Source organism: Gammaproteobacteria bacterium (genome assembly GCA_034522055.1).
Lineage (GTDB): Bacteria > Pseudomonadota > Gammaproteobacteria > JAABTG01 > JAABTG01 > JAABTG01.
On sequence record JAXHLS010000002.1, the window covers coordinates 2,302,931 to 2,322,978 of the forward strand.

Here is a 20,048-nt window from a genome sequence, read left to right on the forward strand (position 1 = left end):
CTTCACCATTCCCTATCCCCTCCTTCCCATCCCCGGCCTCTTCAACCTATACAACGCCGAGATGTCCTCGCCGCCGCAGTCCCGCTCCATTAGGGCCTCGTAGTCCGCTACCGTGGCGTCCGTCAGGGGCAGGGGCGGGCCGCCGGCGTCGCCGGCCATGGCCTGGCCGATCTGCAGGTCCTTGTGGTGGAGTTCGAGGCGAAAGCCGGGCGCGTAGCTGCCCGCCACCATGGTCTTGCCCCGGTGTTCCAGGAACCAGTTGCCGGCGGCGCCCTGGCTCACTACGTCGATGACCCGCTCCATGGGCAGGCCCATGGTCTGGCCGAAGGCCAGGGCCTCGCACACCGCCTGGTTGATGCCGGCGGCCATGATCTGGTTCACCGCCTTGGTGGCCTGGCCGCTGCCGGCCGGCCCCATGTAGACCACGCGCCGGGCGATGGCCGCCAGGGTCGGGGCCACCCGCATCAGCACCTGGCGATCACCGCCCACCATCATGGCCAGGGTGCCCGCGCGGGCGCCTTCCACGCCCCCCGATACCGGGGCATCGAGAAAGTCCGCTCCCAGGGGCGCGAGCTGGCCGTAGATGCGTCGCGCCGTGGCGGCGGCCACGGTGGAGGTGTCCACCACCACCTGGCCCTCGCCGAGGCCCGGCGCCATGGCGTCCACCACCGCCTGCAGATCTGAGTCCCGGGACACGCAGGTGATCACCAGGTCGACGCGGCGGGCGAGGTCGGCCGGGTCATCGGCCACCGCTACATCGAGGGCCGCGGCCACGGTGTCGGCCGTGGTCGTAGTACGGTTCCACACCGTCTTCAGGTGGCCCGCCGCGGCCAGGTTGGCGGCCATGGCGCTGCCCATGGCCCCGAGGCCGATGACGCCGGTTGCGAGGCCTGCCCTCATGTCATTCCTCCAGATAGGTGTAGCCTTCGAGGCCGTGGGCCAGCTCGGCGAGGTGGCCCTCGGCCTCGGCCCCGGACAGCCCGGCCCGGGCCGCCTGGTGCCGGTAGTTGTCCAGCAACTCCGCGGCGGAGAAATGGACGTAGTTGAGCACGCTGCTCACCTTGTCGCCGTGCAGCGGCTCGCTGAGGCGATATGCGCCGTCCCCCGTGAGGGTCACGTTCACCGAATGGGTGTCGCCGAACAGGTTGTGCATGTCCCCCAGGATCTCCTGGTAGGCCCCCACCATGAAGATCCCCAGCAGGTAGGGTTGCCCGGCGGCCACCGCATGCAGGGGCAGGTTGGATTCCACGCCGTCCGGGCCGACGTACTGGTGGAGCTGACCGTCGGAGTCGCAGGTGAGGTCATGGATGACGCCCTGGCGTGCGGGACGTTCGTTCAGACGATGCAGGGGCACCACCGGGAAGATCTGGTCGATGGCCCAGGCGTCGGGCAGGGACTGGAACAGGGAGAAGTTGCAGATGTACTTGTCCGACAGGGATTCGTTGAGGGTGTCCAGCACCTCCCGGTGACCCCGGGAGGAGGCGTCCAGCAGGCCGCGGATGCGCAGGCAGGCGATGGCATACAGATGCTCCGCGGCGGCCCGTTCGGCCAGGGAGATGGCGCCATGGGAGAAGCCGTCCTGGGCCTCCCGCAGCCAGTGCACGCTGTCGTGGAAGGTCTCCACGGCGTTGCGCCGGGACAGCCCCTCCAGGCCGCGCCGCAGGGCGTCGAGGATGAAGGGCTCGTCGGCGGCCGGCGGGGCCAGCTCACCCGGGTCCGAGAGCACCGCCGTGTCCGTGACCTCGGTGATCAGCATGGCATGGTGGGCGGTCATGGCCCGGCCCGCCTCGGTGATGATGTCCGGGTGGGGAAGATCATGGGTCTCACACATCTCACCCAGGGCCTGGACCACGTTGTTGGCGTATTCCTGGATGGAGTAGTTCATGGAGCAGAAGCTGCGCCTGGCCGTGCCCTCGTAGTCCACGCCGAGGCCGCCGCCCACGTCCACCCTCGTGATGGGCACCCCCAGCCGGCGCAACTCCGCGTAGTAGCGTGCAGCCTCCCGCAGGCCGGTCTGGATGTCGCGGATGTTGGCCACCTGGGAGCCGAGGTGGAAATGCATCAGGCGCAGGTGCTCCAGCAGGCCCGCCTGCCTCAGGGTGTCGATGGCCTCCAGCACCTCGCGGGCGGTGAGGCCGAACTTGGAGCGCTCGCCGCCCGAGTTTTGCCACTTGCCCTTGCCGATGGAGGCCAGCCGCAGGCGAATGCCGAGGGCGGGCTCGATGCCGAGATCCCGGGCGGCCGCGACGACGATGGGCAGCTCCGAGGGCTTCTCGATGACGATGCAGGTATCGTGGCCGAGGCGCCGGCCGATGAGGGCCAGGCGGATGTACTCGCGGTCCTTGTAGCCGTTGCAGATGACCGTCGGGTTGTCGTCCGAGGCGAGGCCGAGCACCGCCATCAGCTCCGGCTTGCTGCCCGCCTCCAGGCCTACCCGCCCGCGTCCATGGTGCAGTACCTCGCTGACCACGCGGGCCTGCTGGTTGACCTTGATGGGGTACACCGCCGTATAGGTGCCCTCGTAGCCCCGGGCCGCCATGGCGCTGCCGAAGGCGCCGGCCAGGGCATCCAGGCGGTGGTGCAGGATGTCCGTGAAGCGCACCAGCACCGGGGGGGCGAGACCCATGGCCCGCAATTCCGTGGCGAGGTCGTAGAGGCCCACGCCGCCAACGTTCCCGGGGCCCGCCGGCAGGGCCCGCAGCTGGCCGTCATCGCCCACGCCGAAGTAGCCGTCGCTCCAGTGGGGGATGTTGTAGAGTTCGGCGGCCTGGCTTGGGCCCCAGGCGTTGTCTGCAGGTGTTTTCAATCCGGTCCCCTTCGCGCGCTGGTGGCGGCAGTATAGACGACACCGGGGGTCGCCCGGTGCCCTGTTCGCCGCCCTATCGGTGGAGCGATTCTGGCCTCCCCGCGGTGGCGCGTCTATCATCGGGCGCCTTACATACAGTTGGCTCGCCCGGCCATCATCGTGGCCATGGTTGGTTACGGTTGTCCGGCGCGGCGCGGGAGGAAACGGTGGTAATAGAAAGCGGGGAATGGTTCACCGAGGTGTGCGAGGAGGGCGGCAGCGCCTTTTCCCTAAGGCTCGGCAGCAAGGTCCACGAGGAACAGAGTCCGTATCAGCGCATCGAGATCTACGAGACGGCACGCTTCGGCCACCTCATGACCATCGACGGCTTCGTCATGCTGACGAGCCGCGACAACTTCATCTACCACGAGATGATGGCCCATCCCGCGCTGTTCACCCATGCGGACCCGAAGCGGGTGGTGATCATCGGCGGCGGCGACTGCGGCACCCTGCGCGAGGTCCTGAAACACCCGGGGGTTGAGCGGGTGACCCAGGTGGACATCGACGAGCGGGTCACCCGCCTGGCGGAGCGCTATTTTCCCGAGTTGTGCGAGTCCAACGACGATCCGCGGGCCGAGCTGCTGTTCGCCGACGGCATCCAGTGGGTGAAGGACGCCCCCGCCGGCAGCATCGACGTCATCATCGTCGACAGCACCGATCCCATCGGCCCCGCCGAGGGCCTGTTTCGTGAGCCCTTTTACCGCGACTGCCGGCGGGCGCTGACGGGCGGGGGCCTGGTGGTGCAGCAGAGCGAGTCCCCCCTCTACCACACCGAGGGCATCATCCTGCCCCTGCACCAGAGGGTGCGCGAGGCCGGGTTCGCGGCGTCCGTGGCCCTCCATTTCCCTCAATGCAGCTATCCCTCGGGGTGGTGGACCGCCACCCTGTCCGCCCGGTCCGGCGACCCCCGGGCGTTCCGGGAGGCCGACGCCCGCGCCTGCACCTTCGAGACCCGGTACTACAACGCCGACATCCACCGCGCCGCCCTGGCCCAGCCGGAGTTCCTGCGCCGGCGCCTGGAGTCCCTGGCGCCGTGAGCGATCCCGCCCAAGCCCCCGCCACCCCCCAGGATCTGCTCCAGGTCCCGCCGGAACGGGTGGCGGAGATCCTGGGGGGCCGGCTGGTCAGCCATCCGCGCCCGGTGCCCCGGCACGCCCTGGCGGCCTCCTCCCTGGGTGATGAACTGGTGGGCCCGTTCCAGGGCGTTCCAGACCGCTGCATTCCCGACCTGGTGCGCGTTACCGGGTCGGGTTGTTCGGCTAATATTATCTATACATGATAATTTTGATGCGTCTATATCATTTACAGGCGATATTCTTGTTGTCTGGAGATCATTTTAATGTGATAAAATAATCATAAATTAATCATTTAAAAGTGATTTTATGCGCCCTGAAGAACGCGCCACCGCGCGCCGAATCCTCGATAACCGACTGAATTTACTGCGGGAGTCAGAAGCTCTCGCCTGTCCGCCGCGTGGTTGGATCAGGGCGATCCGCGAAGCGCTTGGCATGACGACCTCCCAACTCGCCGGGCGGTTGGGCGTTGTCCAATCGCGAGTCCCTGCGCTTGAACAGTCAGAAGCCAAGAAGACGGTGACACTCGCCAGCCTGGAGAAAGCGGCCAACGCGCTGGACTGCCGCCTGGTCTATGCGCTCGTGCCCCGCAGGCCTCTCGAGGACCTTGTGGAGGAGCGCGCCCGGCACAAGGCGAAGCAATGGCTGGAATCGACCAGCCACAGCATGGCGCTCGAAGCACAGAGCGTGGCCGATGCAGACGAGGAGGAACAGCTCAAGCGCCTGACCCGGCAGCTGATTGAGAAGGCCGGCTCCGAGCTGTGGGACGGGGATGAATGAAAGACCCTCTGGAGGAACAGGACGACGCCTCCACCCCCCTTACCGGGGAAGAGCGCGAAGACCTCATTCCGTCCTATATCACCGTTCGCTCGGAGCTAAACGAAGCCGAACAGGCAAATATCCTGGACGCTGGGCAATGGGCGTTTGCGCGCAAACGCGACGTGCTCGACGAACGGTTCCTGATCAATCTGCACAAGCGCATGTTTGGCAGGGTCTGGCGCTGGGCGGGGACGCTTAGAAAGTCGGAGCGGAACATCGGCATGGACGCCTACCGTATCCCGGTCGAGCTTCGCCAGCTACTCGACGATTGCCGTTTCTGGATCGACCATGGCACTCATGAACCGGACGAGATCGCTGCCCGCTTTCATCACCGACTGGTCCTGATTCATCCCTTTCCGAACGGCAATGGCCGACACGCCCGCATGGCGACCGACCTGCTGCTGGTTGCCATGAACCGCACCCGCTTTTCCTGGGGACGAGTCAACCTCGTTGACACCGGGCAGACGCGGCAACGCTATGTCGAGGCCCTGCGCGCAGCCGACCATCACGACATCGAGCCGTTGCTGGACTTCGTACGGTCTTGAAGGGAAGTCCAGCCGCACGGGTGCGGGCGCCACCGGCTACGGGTGGTGGTGGACGACGAGGCGTTGCACAATGCTACCCAGCATGGGAGCACGCGGGGCGACGTGGACAGACTCATTTTGAACGGGTGGCGTGATGCACGCGGGCATTGATCACGGCGGGGATGCACGATGGCCGTAATCGCCCTGGTGGGCAACAAGGGCGGTGCGGGCAAGACCACGCTGGCCGTGAACCTCGCCGCGGCCCTCGCGCGCCGCGGTGCTACCGCCGTGCTGGATGTCGACCCCCAGGGCTCGGCCCTGCAGTGGCGGGCCTTCATCGACCACGACCGGGCGCCGCCGGTGTTCGGCCCCGAGGGGGACGAGCTGGAGGGCCAGGTGGCGGTACTGCGGCGGCGCTTCGAGCACCTGGTGGTGGACTGCCCGCCCTCGGTCCATGCCCCGGCCACCGACGCCGCGCTGCGCGTGGTGGAGCTGGCCCTCATCCCGGTGCAGCCCTCGCCCGTGGACCTGTGGGCCACGGTGCACGTGGAACGGGCGGTGGCGGAGGCCCGGGAGACGAACCCGGGGCTCGAGGCTATGCTGGTGATCAACCAGCTGGAGCCTCGCACCACCCTGTCCAGGCTCATGCGTGAGGCCCTGGCCGAGTTGGAGCTGCCGGTGGCGACCACCGCCATCCGTCGCCGCGCCATCTATCGGAACACCGCCCTGGAGGGCAGGACCGTTTACGATGCGGGACGCCGGGGCGCCGCCGCGGCGGCCGAAGTGGACGAACTCATCAACGAGGTAATCAGGCCATGACCGACGCCGACAAGACCCGCCAGCGCCTGGTGGACTCCATCCGCAAGGCCCGCAGCGGGGCCGGTGCCCCGGTGGACTCCGCCCCGGCGACCCCCGCGCACTCCACTCCGGCACCGGCCCGGAAGCGGGCCCCGGCGCGCCCGCGACCGGCCCCGGCCGCCAAGGCCCCGCGAGCCGCCGCGAAGCCAACGCCGGCCGATCCAGGGCCGCCCGGCGATCCCTTCCACCGCGGTCGCCGGGTGTGGCCCGACTGAGGGGGCACCTCATCGGCTGCAGGCGGGGGCCGCCGTTGACGTTGGTTTGGTGAAACATCTCGCGGTAAGCCAGGTACGGGTGGCGGTCGCGCGCGGCGTAAGGAACGATCGCACCGGCCTTGCGGCCGTCCTTTCCCTGTAGGCTAACGCGAGGCCTCGGTGTCGGTCGGCGCCAGCCCCGGGACGTGACTGACACCCCATACCGCCGCCTCGGTGCGGGAATTGAGGCGCAACTTCTTCAGGATGTTCTTCATGTGGACCTTGACCGTGCCTTCGGAGATGGCCAGTTGGCGGGCAATCACCTTGTTGCTGCCGCCGCCGGTGAGCGCCGCCAGCACCTCCACCTCCCGCTCGGTGAGCCCCGCCTCGTGGGGGGTGCGCGGCAGGGCCTCCTGGCGCAGGGCGCGGCCGAGCAGGCCCACCACCCGCGGGCTCAAGGTGAGTTTTCCGGCGGCGACGTCGTGCAGGCTGGCCAGCATCGCCTCGGGTTCCATGTCCTTGAGCAGGTAACCCTCGGCCCCGGCGCGCAGGGCCGCGACCACGTCTTTTTCGTCATCGGAGACCGTCAGGACCACCACTCGGGCCTCCGGGTCCTGGGTCTTGAGGGCGCGCAGGGTCTCGTGGCCACCCATGCCGGCCATGTTGAGGTCGAGCAGGATGATATCGGGGGCCAGTCGCCGAGCGAGTTCCAGACCCTCCTCGCCGGACACGGCCTCTCCCACCAACGTCAACCCGTCGTCCAGGGCCAGCAGCTGGTCAACGCCCTTGCGCAACAGGGGGTGGTCGTCGATTACGAGGACCGACGTGACTTCGTCCCCGCTCATCGCGTCGTCACCGAGGGGTCGCCGGTCCAGGTCCGCCACAGCCCGTCAGCGCCCTTCCCGGGCGCCGCCGCCGTAGCGCCGGCCACGGTGCGGGATGAGTGGTCCTCGCTCAGGGGAAAGGCCACCTGGACCGCGGTCCCGCCCTGCGGGGTCTGCTCCAGGACCAGGGTGCCCCCGAGGCTCTCGGCCCGCTCGCTCATGATGGTCAGACCGTAGTGATGGACGCCGGCGCCAGCCGCGGCCAGGCCGATCCCGTCATCGCTCACGGTCACGGCGACCCGCCCGTCACCGCTGCAGTTCAGGGCAACGGTGGCGTGGGTCGCGCGGGCGTGATGGATCACATTGCTCAGGGCCTCGCGCACGATCTGCAACACATGGATCTCCTCATTGGGGCTCAGCCGGCAACCGCCGAGGCGGTTGTCCAGGTACAACCGGGTGGAGGTCCGGTCCTGCAGTTCCGCCACCGTCTCTTCCAGGGCCCGCGCGAGTCCGCGCCCGTCCATCTCCAGCCGGAAGGTGGTGAGCAGTTCCCGTAGTTGCCGGTAGGCCCCGTTGAGGCCGTCCTTCAGTTCGCGGATCAAGGGGGCGGTTGCATCGTCCGCCCCGCCCCGCGCCAGGGACGACTCCAGGCGGGCGACCTGGATCTTGAGATAAGACAAGGACTGTGCCAGGGAATCGTGAAGATCCCGGGCCAGGGCCGCCCGCTCCTCCAGAAGCGCAGCGCGATGCGTCTCCACGCTGCGCCGGCCGTTGGCCAGGGCCATGGTCACGTGGTTTCCAACCGCCGTGGCAAGCTGGAGCTGCCAGTCCTCGAGTCGGGCCCCGGGGCGTAACTCCAGATTGATCACGCCATAGGTTTGGCCCTTGTCCACCAGAGGCACCGTGAGCAGCCGCGCCGGCGCGCCGCCGTCGGGAAGGTGCCCGTCGCGGATCTCCGTCTGGCGCTGCTCCAGACACGGGGTGCAGGAAGGCGCAGCGCAGGTGCTCGTGGCGGTGGGTACGGTGATCCAGACGTGTCCCCGGCCGTCCCCCGGGTCCACCATGCACAGGGCTCCGGAGGCGAGACCCAGGACTTCCCGCAGGTCGTCGAGCAGGGCCCGGTAGGTGGCCGCGACGGCGGGGGCCGAGTTGAGCCGGCTTAGGGTCCGGTAAAGCAGCTCGAGGGCCCGGTTGCTGCGGCGCAGGGCCTCGGTGCGCTCCGCCACCCGGGCCTCCAGGTCCCGGTATTGGGCGGAGAGGTCCTCGGCCATGCTGTTGAAGGCCCCTCCCAACTGCCCCAACTCGTGGCCGCTGGTATCGCTCACCCGCACGGAGAAGTCGCCTTTGCGGGCACGCTGGGCGCCCTTCAGCAGGGCCTTCAGGGGCACCAATACCTCCGTCTGCATGAAGTACATGGTGAGGAAGATCAGGGGCAGGGTCATGAAGAGGGTCGCGGTGTGCAGGGCCCTCAGGCTCAATACCTTGTCCTCGGAGCGTTGCTCCAGCATGCGGACGAAGCCGTCGATCCGCGTGACCACCTCGCGGATCCCTTCCCGGGCCCGGTCTTGGGCCTGCTCCTGGGCCTGGGCCTGGCGCCGCGTCGCCTCATCCGTGCCAGGGTTCTTCACCTCCAGGTATTGCCGAAGCAACGGCCGCGCCACTTCCCCCCAGGCCTGCCCCAGCGCCCGGTATGACTGGCGTACCGGATCGGCGGGGTCGGTGGGGAGGACCTGGGTCAGGCGCGGATTGTGGTAGCGCTGGAGGAACGCCGCCTCGGCGGCGTCGAAGGCGGGGTCCGGCTCACCGCTCTCCGCGGGGGTCGTGGTCAGGGCGGTGCTCAAGGCCACGTAGGCCTGCATGCGCAGGGAACCCGCCTGGTTGATGGCGCTGGCGTCACCCAACAGTCGATCGGCAATGACCATGGAGGTCACCATGCTCACCACCGCGAGCATCGTGATGCTCGCCATGAGCAGCCACAGGCGCACCAGCAACGAGTTCTTGGGCAGCGACATCTATGCTCCATGGGTGCCGTGGATTTCGCCCCGGTGCCGGTCGCGGCCGGGCGGATGGCGTGGGGACGACCGTCGCCACGGGCACTCCGCAACGACCGTGGCATCTTCCCCTAGTGTAGCCGTTTCGGGGGCGGCGCCGACGGGTTACCCCCAATGCGCTTCGCCCCCGTCGCCGGTAGCCCGCAAGGTCTGCCCAGGGATCCCTTGGGCCCGGTAAAAAATGTTATAAAACAGTAAGTTATAGCCTTATAGTCCGACTACCTCGAAGGGGGTAGGGAGCAATCTCGCGCTTTTTTTATCCCTGATCCAGGTCAAAAACGCCGTCCTCCGGGAGGGCTAGCCTGCGTCTCGAGTCGGGTCACGAGACGAGAGGCACGTCCCATGACGGGGACCACTAGCAACACAGACGGCAGGCGCGATCATCCGGACGGGGACGAGCGCGTATTCGAGCGCGGGAAGCAGATCTCGGTGCTCACCATGAGCACCCTGGCCTTCACGGTGAATTTCGCCGTGTGGACCATGTTCTCCATCATCGGCATCCGCATCAAAGACGAGCTGGGTCTCAACGAAACGGAGTTCGGCCTGCTGGTGGCCACTCCCATCCTGACCGGCTCCCTGGTACGCCTGCCCCTGGGCATCCTCACCGACCGCTACGGCGGGCGTATCGTCTATTTCATCCAGATGATCCTGGTGGCGATCCCCACCTACGGGCTCGCCTTCGCCGACCAGTATTGGCAGTACCTGGTGATCGGCCTGTTCGTCGGCCTTGCGGGAGGCTCCTTCGCCATCGGCATCGCCTACACCTCGGCCTGGTTCGAGAAGAAGTACCAGGGCACGGCCATGGGTATCTTCGGGGCCGGCAACGCCGGGGCCGCGGTGACCAACCTGGTGGCACCCATGATCGTGGTGGCCCTGGGCTGGCGGGCGGTGCCCCAGATCTATTCCGTGGCCATGCTGGTGATGGCGGTGGTGTTCTGGTTCTTCACCTATCCCGACCCGGCCCAGCAGGAGCGCAAGCGCCGCAAGAGCCACATCACCCTCGCCGCTCAGCTCGCGCCCCTGACCGAGGCCCGGGTGTGGCGCTTCGGTCTCGCCTATTACTTCGTGTTCGGCGGCTTCGTGGCCCTGGCCCTGTGGTTGCCCAGGTACTACGTGGGCGAGTACGGCCTCGACCTGCAGACCGCCGCCCTGATCACCATCTTCTTCACCCTGCCATCGGGGTTGGTGCGCGCCTTGGGTGGTTGGATATCGGACCGCTACGGTGGCACCACGGTGACCTGGGCGGTGTTCTGGGTCTCCCTGGTGTGCCTGTTCTTCCTCTCCTACCCGGCCACCACCATGACCATCCACGGCATCGAGGGGGACGTCTCCTTCGAGGTGGCGGTAGGGGTGGTGATGTTTACGATGCTGGTGTTCGTGGTAGGGGTCGCGCAGGGCATCGGCAAGGCGAGCGTCTATCGCCTGCTGGCCGATTACTACCCCGGGAATATGGGTTCGGTGGGGGGCCTGGTGGGGGTCATCGGCGGGCTCGGGGGCTTCACCCTGCCGATCATGTTCGGGATCGCGGCGGATGCCCTCAACGTGCGCTCCTCGGCCTTCATGCTGCTCTACGGTGTGCTGGCGGGGGTGATGGTGTGGACCTGGCTCGCCGAACGGGCCGAACGCACCAATGTGCTGGAACGGCGCAGCGATCTGCAACAGGAACTGGTCAAGGAGCACCTCATATCGCGGGTGCGGCGTGGCCGCCACTGCCTCGAGGACTGGCGCCCCGAGGACCCGGAGTTCTGGGAGCGGCGCGGCAAGGCCATCGCCAACCGCAACCTGTGGTTGTCCATGCCGGCGCTGCTCATCGCGTTCTCGGTGTGGCTGGTGTGGTCGGTGGTGGTGGTGCAGTTGCCCCGGGTCGGCTTCCAGTTCAGCCCCAGCCAACTGTTCTGGCTGGCCGCCCTGCCGGGCCTCTCGGGGGCCGCGTTCCGGGTCCTCTACGCCTTCATGGTGCCCATATTCGGGGGCCGCAACTGGACCGTGTTCAGTACCCTGGTGCTGCTGCTGCCGGCCCTCTGGATGGGCTTCGCGGTCCAGGATCCCGGTACCGATTATGCGGTGTTCGTGGCCGTCGCCCTGCTGTGCGGGCTCGGTGCGGGCAACTTCGCCTCCTCCATGGCCAATATCAGTTTCTTCTATCCCAAGTGGATGCAGGGCACGGCCCTGGGGTTGAACGCCGGGATCGGCAATCTGGGGGTGTCCCTGGTTCAGATCGTCACACCCCTGGTGATCTACTCGGGGGCCCTGATGTTCTTCGGGGGTGAGCCCCAGACCCAGGTGGTGGACGGCCAGCAGCGGCAGGTATGGCTGCAGAATGCGGGCTTCATCTGGGTCCCATTCATCCTGCTTTCCGCCTTCGCCTCGTATTTGGGGATGCACGACATCCGCCGGGTGCGGGGGACGTTCCGGGAGCAACTGGTGGTCTTTCGGCGCAAGCATCAGTGGCTCATGAGCGTGCTCTACACCGGTACCTTCGGCTCCTTCATCGGCCTCGCCGCCAGCTACCCCATGCTGGTGTCCAACCAGTTCCCCGACCAGGATGCCTTCAAGTATGCCTTCCTGGGGCCCCTGCTGGGGGCCCTGGTGCGGCCCGTCGGTGGTTGGCTCGCGGACCGCGTCGGGGGTGCCCGGGTCACCCTGGTGGTGTTCGCGGTCATGGCACTCGCGGCGCTGGCGGTCATCGGGACCCTCCCCGGCTACGGCGGCAGCGGCGATTACGAGGCCTTCCTGACTCTCTTCCTGGTCTTGTTCGCGGCCGCCGGCATCGGCAACGGCTCGACGTTCAAGATGGTGCCGGTGGTGTTCCACAAGCTCCACCTGCGCTGGTCCGAGGGGCTCGCCGACGAGGTGCGGGCGCGGGCCGTCATCGCCGGAGACAAGGAGGCGGCAGCCGTCCTGGGGTTGTCGTCCGCCGTGGCGGCCTTCGGCGGTTTCTTCATCCCCATCGCCTATGCCACGGCCCTGGACCTGACCGGCGGGGTCACCGCGGCGCTGGGCTTCTTCACCCTGTTCTACCTCGCCTGTCTGGCCGTCACCTGGTGGTGGTACGGCCGCCGCGATGCGGAGGTGCCCTGCTGAAGACCGGGCAAGAACAAAACATGAACCACTACACACTCAATCAACCGGACCCTGTGAGGACCCCAAGCCATGTCTGATCTCACCCAATGGGATGTCGAGGACGATCACTTCTGGAACACCACCGGCAAGCGCATCGCCTACCGCAATCTGTGGATATCCATCCCCAGCCTGCTGTGCGGTTTTGCCGTATGGCTGTACTGGGGCATCATCACGGTACAGATGTTGAACCTCGGCTTTGCGTTCAGCACCGCCGATCTCTTCACCCTGGCCGCCATCGCCGGTCTGTCCGGGGCCACCCTGCGCATCCCCTCGAGTTTCTTCATCCGCATTGCCGGGGGCCGCAACACCATCTTCTTCACCACATCCCTGTTGATGATACCGGCCCTCGGCACCGGCATCGCGCTCCAGGACCCGGATACGCCGCTGTGGGTGTTCCAGCTGTTGGCCCTCCTCTCGGGCTTCGGCGGCGGCAACTTCGCCTCGTCCATGTCCAACATCAGCTTCTTTTTCCCCAAGCGCATCCAGGGCCTTGCCCTCGGGCTCAATGCCGGCCTCGGCAACGCCGGTGTCACCATCATGCAGATCCTGGTGCCCCTGGCGATGACCTTTGGCCTGTTCGGGGCCCTCGGCGGGGAGCCCTTGGTGCTCGAGACCACCTCGGGCACCCTCATCGGCAAGATCCCGGCGGGTACGGAGACGTGGATACAGAATGCCGGCTTCGTATGGCTGCTGTTGCTGGTGCCCCTGGCCTTCGCCACCTGGTTCGGTATGAACAATATCCGCACCGACCAGGTGTCCCCCCTCATCGGCTCGCCCCTGGCCTCCTTCACCAAGATCACGGGTATGCTCGCCATCGGCCTGATGACCGCCGCCCTGGGGTTGTATCTGATCCTGCCGGCGCCCACCGGGCTCGGCGCACCCGACTGGGCGAAGTGGCCGGTGATCGCCGGGGTCATCCTGGCCACGGTGCTCCTGCTCAAGCTGATCCCCGGGGACATCAAGCCCAATCTCAAGCGCCAGTTCCAGATCTTCGGCAATCGCCACACCTGGGTCATGAGCATCATCTACACCATGACCTTCGGCAGCTTCATCGGCTACTCGGCGGGCTTCGCCCTGGCCATCAAGGTGGTGTTCGGTTTCCAGCACCTGGAGGTGGCCGGGATGCTCACCCACGACACCCCGAACCCCAATGGCCCCAGCGCCCTCATGTACGCCTGGATGGGACCCTTCATCGGCGCTCTTATCCGTCCCTTGGGGGGCTGGGTGGCGGACAAGATGGGCGGCGCCAAGGTGACCCAGATCGTGACCATCATCATGATCGCCAGTGCCCTGGGGGTCGCCTACTTCCTGCAACAGGCCTATAGCTCCCCCACCCCGGAGGAGTACTTCGTGCCTTTCTTCCTGCTGTTCCTGGTGCTGTTCGCGGGCACCGGTATCGGCAACGGCTCCACCTTTCGCACCATCGCCATGATTTTCCCCAAGGAGCAGGCGGGCCCCGCCCTGGGTTGGACCTCGGCGGTGGCGGCCTACGGGGCCTTCATCATCCCCCAGGTCTTCGGTGAGCAGATCAGGGCCGCGACCCCCGAGCACGCCCTCTACGGCTTTGCCGCCTTCTACCTGTTCTGCCTGCTGCTGAACTGGTGGTTCTACCTGCGCCCCGGGGCCGATTTCAAGAACCCCTGATGGCCAGATTACTCAACCCCGAGCGTTCCCTGAACCCGACCAAGAGGTACCGGCCATGAGCCACTTTCTCGATCGCCTGATGTTTTTCAAGAAGGTCCAGTACGACTTCGCCGACGGTCACGGGCAGACCACCCGGGAAGACCGGGCCTGGGAGAAGGCCTACCGCCAGCGTTGGCAGCACGACAAGGTGGTGCGTTCCACCCACGGGGTGAACTGCACCGGCTCCTGCAGTTGGAAGATCTACGTCAAGGACGGCCTGGTCACCTGGGAGACCCAGCAGACCGATTACCCGCGCACGCGTCCCGATCTCCCCAATCATGAACCCCGCGGCTGCCCCCGGGGGGCCAGCTACTCCTGGTACATGTACAGCGCCAACCGGCTCAAGTACCCGATGGTGCGGGGCGCCCTGCTGCGCCAGTGGCGCCAGGCCCGCCAGCAGTACGACGACCCGGTGGAGGCCTGGGCCGCCATCGCGGGGGATCCCGACAAGGCGCGTGCCTACAAGTCGAAGCGCGGCCTGGGTGGCCTGGTGCGGGCAAACTGGGACGAGGTCAACGAGCTGGTGGCCGCCGCCAACGTCTATACCGCCAAGACCTGGGGGCCGGACCGGGTGGTGGGCTTCTCTCCCATCCCCGCCATGTCCATGGTCTCCTATGCCGCCGGCAGTCGCTATCTGTCCCTCATCGGCGGCGTCGCCTTGAGCTTCTATGACTGGTACTGCGACCTGCCCCCCAGTTCCCCCATGACCTGGGGCGAGCAGACCGACGTGGCCGAGTCGGCGGACTGGTACAACGCCGATTTCCTCATGATGTGGGGCTCCAACGTGCCCCAGACCCGCACCCCGGACGCCCATTTCATGACCGAGGCCCGCTACAAGGGCACCAAGGTGGTAGTGGTGTCTCCGGACTACGCCGAGAACACCAAGTTCGCCGACCTGTGGCTCTCACCCAAGCAGGGCACCGATGCGGCCCTGGCCATGGCCCTCGGCCACGTGGTGTTCCGGGAGTTCCATGTCGAGCGCCCGAGCGCCTACTTCCAGGACTACTGCCGGCGCTACACCGACATGCCGGTGCTGGTGTGCCTGGAGGAGACCGGACATGGTCTTACGCCCGGGCGCTACCTGCGTGCCAGCGACCTGGCCGGCGGCGCCGGCCAGGAGAAGAACCCGGAATGGAAGACCCTGGCGGTGGATACGGCCAGCGGCGATCTGGTGGTGCCCACCGGCTCGGTGGGATTCCGCTGGGACGGCTCCGGCAAGTGGAACCTGGAGTCCAGGGAGGGTAGTGAGGGGCGTGAGGTGGAACTGGCCCTCACTCTCCTGGATCGCCACGACACCGTGGCGGAGGTGGCGTTCCCCTATTTCGGCGGGATAGTCCACGACTACTTCCCCAACAATCCCCACCCGGAGGTGATTACCCACCGCGTCCCGGCCAAGCGGATCATGCTCGCCGACGGACGGGAGGTGCTGGTGGCGACGGTGTTCGACCTCCAGGGAGCCCACTACGGGGTCGAGCGGGGGCTCGACGACCCCAACGCCGCCGCCGACTATGCCGAGGACAAGCCCTACACCCCGGCCTGGCAGGAAGCCATTACCTCGGTGCCCGCCGCCCACGTGATACGGGTCGCCCGGGAGTTCGCCGACAACGCCGACAAGACCCGCGGGCGGTCCATGGTGATCGTGGGGGCCGGACTCAATCACTGGTACCACATGGACATGAACTATCGGGGCATCATCAACCTGCTGATGATGTGCGGCTGCGTGGGTCAGTCCGGCGGCGGTTGGGCCCACTACGTGGGTCAGGAGAAGCTGCGGCCCCAGGCCGGCTGGCTGCCGCTGGCCTTCGCCCTGGACTGGTCGCGCCCGCCACGGCAGATGAACGGCACCTCCTTCTGGTACGCCCACAGCAACCAGTGGCGCTACGAGAAGCTGGGAGTGGCGGAGATCCTGTCGCCCCTGGCGGACGCCGACGCCTATGCCGGTTGCCTCATCGACTTCAATGTGCGCGCCGAACGCATGGGCTGGTTGCCATCGGCGCCGCAACTGGGACGCAACCCACTGGAGGTGGCCCGGGAGGCGGCCGCCGCCGGCCAGGACCCCAAGGAGTACGTGGTCGATCAACTCAAGTCCGGCGCCCTGCGCTTCGCCTGTGAGGATCCGGACAACCCGGCCAACTTCCCGCGCAACCTCTTCGTGTGGCGGTCTAACCTGCTGGGCTCCAGCGGCAAGGGCCACGAGTACCTGTTGAAGCATCTGCTGGGGACCAGCGATGGGGTCCAGGGTCCGGACATGAGCGCCGAGACCCGGCGCCCCCAGGAGGTGGAATGGCACGACGAGGCGCCGGAGGGGAAACTGGACCTGCTGGTGACCATAGACTTTCGCATGTCCACCACCTGCTTGTACTCGGACGTGGTGCTGCCCACCGCCACCTGGTACGAGAAGGACGACCTCAACACCTCGGATATGCACCCCTTCATCCACCCCCTGAGCGAGGCGGTGAACCCGGCCTGGGAGTCCCGCAGCGACTGGGAGATCTTCAAGGGTCTGGCGCGGGCCTATTCCCAAGTGGTGCCCGGGCACCTGGGGGTGGAGAAGGACATCGTGACCCTGCCCCTGCTCCATGACACCCCCACCGAATTGGGACAGGCCATGGAGGTGAAGGACTGGAAACGGGGGGAGGTGGAGCCCATACCGGGCAAGACCATGCCCCAGATCGCGGTGGTGGAGCGCGACTTTCCCGCCGTCTACGACCGCTTCACCAGCCTCGGCCCCCTGATGGAGTCCGCGGGCAACGCGGTCAAGGGCTTCGCCTGGGACACCAAGGACGAGGTGGCCTTTCTGGGCCAGTTGAACGGTGTGCGGGAGGGTGATGGCCCGACCGCGGGCCGGCCGCGCATCGATACCGCCATCGACGCCGCCGAGGTGATCCTGAGCCTGGCTCCGGAGACCAACGGGGAGGTGGCGGTAAAGACCTGGCAGGCCTTATCCCGCATCACCGGCCGCGAGCATGCCCACCTGGCGGCAGGGGCCCACCACACCAAGCACCGCTTTCACGACCTGGTGGCCCAACCGCGCAAGATCATCTCCGCTCCCACGTGGTCCGGCATCGAGTCCGAGGAGGTGAGCTACAACGCCGGCTGGACCAACGTCCATGAGTTGATCCCCTGGCGCACCCTCACCGGGCGCCAGCACTTCTACCAGGACCACCCCTGGATGCGGGCCTTCGGCGAGTCCCTGTCCAGCTACCGGCCGCCGGTGGACACCAAGACCCTGAAGGGGATCCATCAGGCCCGCAGCAACGGCCACAAGGAGATCGTGCTCAACTGGATCACCCCCCACCAGAAGTGGGGCATCCACAGCACCTACAGCGACAACCTGATCATGTTGACCCTGTCCCGGGGTGGTCCCTGCGTGTGGATCTCCGAGGACGATGCCCGCGAGGCCGGCATCGAGGACAACGACTGGATCGAGGTGTTCAACGTCAACGGTGCGGTGGTGGCCAGGGCGGTGGTGTCCCAGCGGGTGCGCCCGGGCATGACCATGATGTACCACGCCCAGGAACGCATCGTGAACACCCCCGGCTCGGAGATCACCGGTCGCCGGGGGGGCATCCACAACTCCGTGACCCGGGCCGTGGTCAAGCCGACCCATATGATCGGTGGCTACGCCCAGCAGGCCTATGGGTTCAACTATTACGGTACGGTCGGTTCCAACCGCGACGAGATGGTCATCTTGCGCAAGATGGCCAAGGTCGACTGGTTGGAAGGCGACGACACCAGCATTCTCGCTCAGAGGTACACACGATGAAGATCCGCGCTCAGATTGGAATGGTCCTCAACCTGGACAAGTGCATCGGTTGTCACACCTGCTCCATCACCTGCAAGAACGTGTGGACCTCCAGGGAGGGGATGGAGTACGCCTGGTTCAACAACGTGGAGACCAAGCCGGGCATCGGCTATCCCAAGGAATGGGAGAACCAGGGGCGCTGGAACGGGGGTTGGCGCCGGACCGGCAACGCTAAGCTGGTGCCGCGCATCGGCGGCAAGTGGCAGGTGCTGGCGAACATCTTCGCCAACCCGGACCTGCCCCTCATCGATGACTATTACGAGCCCTTCAACTTCGACTATCAGCGCCTGCACAACGCCCCGGAGTCCCGTGCCCAGCCCACGGCCAAGCCCTACTCCGCCATCACCGGCAAGCCCATGGACAAGATCGAATGGGGGCCCAACTGGGAGGAGATCCTGGGCACGGAGTTCGCGAAGCGCTCCAAGGACGCCAACTTCGAGGCGGTGCAGAAGGAGATGTACGGGCAGTTCGAGAATACCTTCATGATGTACTTGCCGCGGTTGTGCGAGCACTGTCTCAACCCGACATGCGTCGCCGCCTGTCCCTCGGGGGCCATCTACAAACGGGAGGAGGACGGCATCGTCCTCATCGACCAGGACAAGTGTCGCGGCTGGCGCATGTGCATCAGCGCCTGTCCCTACAAGAAGATCTACTACAACTGGCAGTCCGGCAAATCGGAGAAGTGCATCTTCTGCTATCCCCGCATCGAGGCCGGCCAGCCCACGGTGTGTTCCGAGACCTGCGTCGGCCGGATCCGTTACCTGGGGGTGTTGTTGTACGACGCCGACCGTATCCACCAGGCGGCCAATGTCGCGCGGGAGCAGGACCTGTATCCGTCGCAGCTGGAGATATTCCTCGACCCTCATGACCCGGAAGTGATCGCCGCGGCCCGCGCCGACGGGGTCCCGGAGTCGTGGCTGGAGGCGGCGCGGCGTTCGCCCGTCTACAAGATGGCCATGGACTGGCAGGTGGCCTTCCCCCTGCACCCGGAGTACCGCACCCTGCCCATGGTCTGGTACGTGCCGCCCCTGTCCCCCATCCAGGCCGCCGCCGATGCCGGAAAGGTGGGCCAGGAGGGGCTCATTCCGGACGTGGATTCCCTGCGCATCCCCCTCAAGTACCTGGCCAATCTGCTCACTGCAGGGGATGAGGCTCCGGTGTCCCTGGCCCTCAAGCGCATGCTTGCCATGCGCGTGTACAAGCGCCGCCAGCGGGTGGACCACGTGGACGACCAAGCGGTGCTGGAGCAGGTGGGGCTCACCCCGGAGCGGGTGGAAGAGATGTACCAGACCATGGCCATCGCCAACTACGAAGACCGCTTCGTGGTTCCCACCGGCCACCGGGAGGATATGCCCGACCCGTACGGCACCCGCAGCGGCTGCGGCTTCACCTTCGGTGACGGTTGCAACACCCATGGCCTGTCCCAGGGCAACCTGTTCGGCAGCAAGGACCCGAAGCGGCGCAAGTTCGCCTATCCCTCGTGGACGGTGGAGGTCGACAATGACAAATCCTGAAGAGATGGCCCCCATGGATATCGTGAAGGTGATCGCCGTGCTCCTGCACTATCCCCAGGCGGAGGTTCAGGCGGCGGCGGCCGAGCTGCGGGATGCGATCACGGCCGCGCCCGACCTGCCGGCAGCGGAACGGGTCGCCCTGACGACCTTCCTCGCCCGTCTGGAGGAGGGTGACCTGCTGGATTTGCAGGCGGAGTACGTGGCCACCTTCGACCGCGGGCGGCGCCTGTCCCTGCACCTGTTCGAGCATATCCACGGCGAGTCGCGGGACCGGGGTCAGGCCATGGTGGACCTGTTGGCCCACTACCGGGCCGCCGGGTTGGAGCCGGCGGTATCGGAGCTGCCGGACTACTTGCCCCTGTTCCTCGAGTACTGTTCCCTGCTGCCCGCGCAGGCGGCCCGGGAATGGCTCGAGGGGGTGGGAGAACTGCTCGCCCTGTTACATGCCCGCCTGCAGCGGCGCGCCAGCCCCTACGCCCCCCTGTTCCCGCCCCTGCTGCGCCTGGCGGGTGTGGACCGGGAGCGGGTGCTGGAAGCCATCGCGCGGGAGGTCGCCGGGGAGTCCGACGATGCCACCCCCGGGGCCCTGGACCGGGATTGGCAGGAGGGGCCCGTCACCTTCGGCCCCGACGCGGCCGCCGGCTGCACCCCGGGAAGACCCGCCGGCGGTGCGTCCGGCACCCAATGGGTGGCGCCGCCGCGGGCGCTTTGAATTCCGTTGCCATCGTCCCAGGA

The 20,048-nt window shown here is 66.9% G+C and carries 15 protein-coding genes; 11 read left to right on the plus strand and 4 right to left on the minus strand.

Annotation, left to right across the window (positions count from 1 at the left end):
* Positions 1-12 precede the first annotated feature (12 nt).
* Positions 13-900, minus strand: a complete 888-nt coding sequence (locus U5S82_11255; GenBank protein MDZ7752219.1) for an NAD(P)-dependent oxidoreductase — start codon at positions 898-900, stop codon at positions 13-15.
* 1 nt (position 901) lies between these two features.
* On the minus strand, positions 902-2,806 hold the full coding sequence (speA, locus tag U5S82_11260) for a biosynthetic arginine decarboxylase (protein ID MDZ7752220.1): 1,905 nt from the start codon (positions 2,804-2,806) through the stop codon (positions 902-904).
* A gap of 212 nt (positions 2,807-3,018) precedes the next feature.
* Between speA and speE the strand changes: the two genes are divergently transcribed.
* The 6 genes from speE to U5S82_11290 all read left to right on the plus strand — a co-directional run bounded on the left by speE (position 3,019) and on the right by U5S82_11290 (position 6,334).
* Entirely contained in the window at positions 3,019-3,882 is an 864-nt protein-coding gene (gene speE / locus U5S82_11265) for a polyamine aminopropyltransferase (protein ID MDZ7752221.1), read from the plus strand.
* A complete protein-coding gene (locus U5S82_11270) occupies positions 3,879-4,124 on the plus strand; it encodes a hypothetical protein (GenBank protein MDZ7752222.1) in 246 nt (81 codons plus the stop codon). Before speE ends, U5S82_11270 begins: the two co-directional genes overlap by 4 nt.
* A gap of 103 nt (positions 4,125-4,227) precedes the next feature.
* The gene (locus U5S82_11275) at positions 4,228-4,698 is read left to right on the plus strand and encodes a mobile mystery protein A (GenBank protein MDZ7752223.1); all 471 of its coding nucleotides are present in this window, start codon (positions 4,228-4,230) and stop codon (positions 4,696-4,698) included.
* Positions 4,695-5,282, plus strand: a complete 588-nt coding sequence (locus U5S82_11280; GenBank protein MDZ7752224.1) for a mobile mystery protein B — start codon at positions 4,695-4,697, stop codon at positions 5,280-5,282. Before U5S82_11275 ends, U5S82_11280 begins: the two co-directional genes overlap by 4 nt.
* A 168-nt stretch (positions 5,283-5,450) precedes the next feature.
* On the plus strand, positions 5,451-6,080 hold the full coding sequence (gene parA, locus U5S82_11285; GenBank protein ID MDZ7752225.1) for a ParA family partition ATPase: 630 nt from the start codon (positions 5,451-5,453) through the stop codon (positions 6,078-6,080).
* The gene (locus tag U5S82_11290) at positions 6,077-6,334 is read left to right on the plus strand and encodes a hypothetical protein (GenBank protein MDZ7752226.1); all 258 of its coding nucleotides are present in this window, start codon (positions 6,077-6,079) and stop codon (positions 6,332-6,334) included. The genes parA and U5S82_11290 overlap by 4 nt, the downstream gene beginning before the upstream one ends.
* Positions 6,335-6,477: 143 nt before the next feature.
* On the opposite strand, the gene narL is transcribed toward U5S82_11290, so the two are convergent.
* Complete coding sequence (gene narL / locus U5S82_11295; protein MDZ7752227.1) at positions 6,478-7,158, minus strand: two-component system response regulator NarL; 681 nt, start codon at positions 7,156-7,158, stop codon at positions 6,478-6,480.
* Positions 7,155-9,149 (minus strand): histidine kinase, encoded by a 1,995-nt coding sequence (locus tag U5S82_11300; protein MDZ7752228.1) that lies wholly within the window; start codon positions 9,147-9,149, stop codon positions 7,155-7,157. The genes narL and U5S82_11300 overlap by 4 nt, the downstream gene beginning before the upstream one ends.
* Before the next feature lie 381 nt (positions 9,150-9,530).
* Here U5S82_11300 and U5S82_11305 point away from each other — a divergent pair, with 381 nt between their 5' ends.
* The 5 genes from U5S82_11305 (at position 9,531) to narJ (ending at position 20,025) form a co-directional block, all read left to right on the plus strand.
* Positions 9,531-12,272, plus strand: a complete 2,742-nt coding sequence (locus U5S82_11305; protein ID MDZ7752229.1) for an MFS transporter — start codon at positions 9,531-9,533, stop codon at positions 12,270-12,272.
* Positions 12,273-12,341: 69 nt separating this feature from the next.
* Positions 12,342-13,955 (plus strand): MFS transporter, encoded by a 1,614-nt coding sequence (locus U5S82_11310; protein MDZ7752230.1) that lies wholly within the window; start codon positions 12,342-12,344, stop codon positions 13,953-13,955.
* Positions 13,956-14,010: 55 nt separating this feature from the next.
* Positions 14,011-17,760 (plus strand): nitrate reductase subunit alpha, encoded by a 3,750-nt coding sequence (locus U5S82_11315; GenBank protein ID MDZ7752231.1) that lies wholly within the window; start codon positions 14,011-14,013, stop codon positions 17,758-17,760.
* Entirely contained in the window at positions 17,757-19,313 is a 1,557-nt protein-coding gene (gene narH, locus U5S82_11320) for a nitrate reductase subunit beta (GenBank protein MDZ7752232.1), read from the plus strand. Before U5S82_11315 ends, narH begins: the two co-directional genes overlap by 4 nt.
* Complete coding sequence (gene narJ / locus U5S82_11325) at positions 19,300-20,025, plus strand: nitrate reductase molybdenum cofactor assembly chaperone (GenBank protein ID MDZ7752233.1); 726 nt, start codon at positions 19,300-19,302, stop codon at positions 20,023-20,025. The genes narH and narJ overlap by 14 nt, the downstream gene beginning before the upstream one ends.
* Positions 20,026-20,048: the final 23 nt, after the last annotated feature.

Bases quoted from the DNA above. Each gene is read 5' to 3' on its own strand.
- U5S82_11290 (MDZ7752226.1), top strand. From the start codon at position 6,077: ATGACCGACGCCGACAAGACCCGCCAGCGCCTGGTGGACTCCATCCGC.
- U5S82_11300 (MDZ7752228.1), bottom strand. From the start codon at position 9,149: ATGTCGCTGCCCAAGAACTCGTTGCTGGTGCGCCTGTGGCTGCTCATG.
- U5S82_11280 (MDZ7752224.1), top strand. From the start codon at position 4,695: ATGAAAGACCCTCTGGAGGAACAGGACGACGCCTCCACCCCCCTTACC.
- U5S82_11275 (MDZ7752223.1), top strand. From the start codon at position 4,228: ATGCGCCCTGAAGAACGCGCCACCGCGCGCCGAATCCTCGATAACCGA.
- U5S82_11305 (MDZ7752229.1), top strand. From the start codon at position 9,531: ATGACGGGGACCACTAGCAACACAGACGGCAGGCGCGATCATCCGGAC.
- parA (MDZ7752225.1), top strand. From the start codon at position 5,451: ATGGCCGTAATCGCCCTGGTGGGCAACAAGGGCGGTGCGGGCAAGACC.
- U5S82_11255 (MDZ7752219.1), bottom strand. From the start codon at position 900: ATGAGGGCAGGCCTCGCAACCGGCGTCATCGGCCTCGGGGCCATGGGC.
- narL (MDZ7752227.1), bottom strand. From the start codon at position 7,158: ATGAGCGGGGACGAAGTCACGTCGGTCCTCGTAATCGACGACCACCCC.
- U5S82_11315 (MDZ7752231.1), top strand. From the start codon at position 14,011: ATGAGCCACTTTCTCGATCGCCTGATGTTTTTCAAGAAGGTCCAGTAC.
- narH (MDZ7752232.1), top strand. From the start codon at position 17,757: ATGAAGATCCGCGCTCAGATTGGAATGGTCCTCAACCTGGACAAGTGC.
- narJ (MDZ7752233.1), top strand. From the start codon at position 19,300: ATGACAAATCCTGAAGAGATGGCCCCCATGGATATCGTGAAGGTGATC.
- U5S82_11310 (MDZ7752230.1), top strand. From the start codon at position 12,342: ATGTCTGATCTCACCCAATGGGATGTCGAGGACGATCACTTCTGGAAC.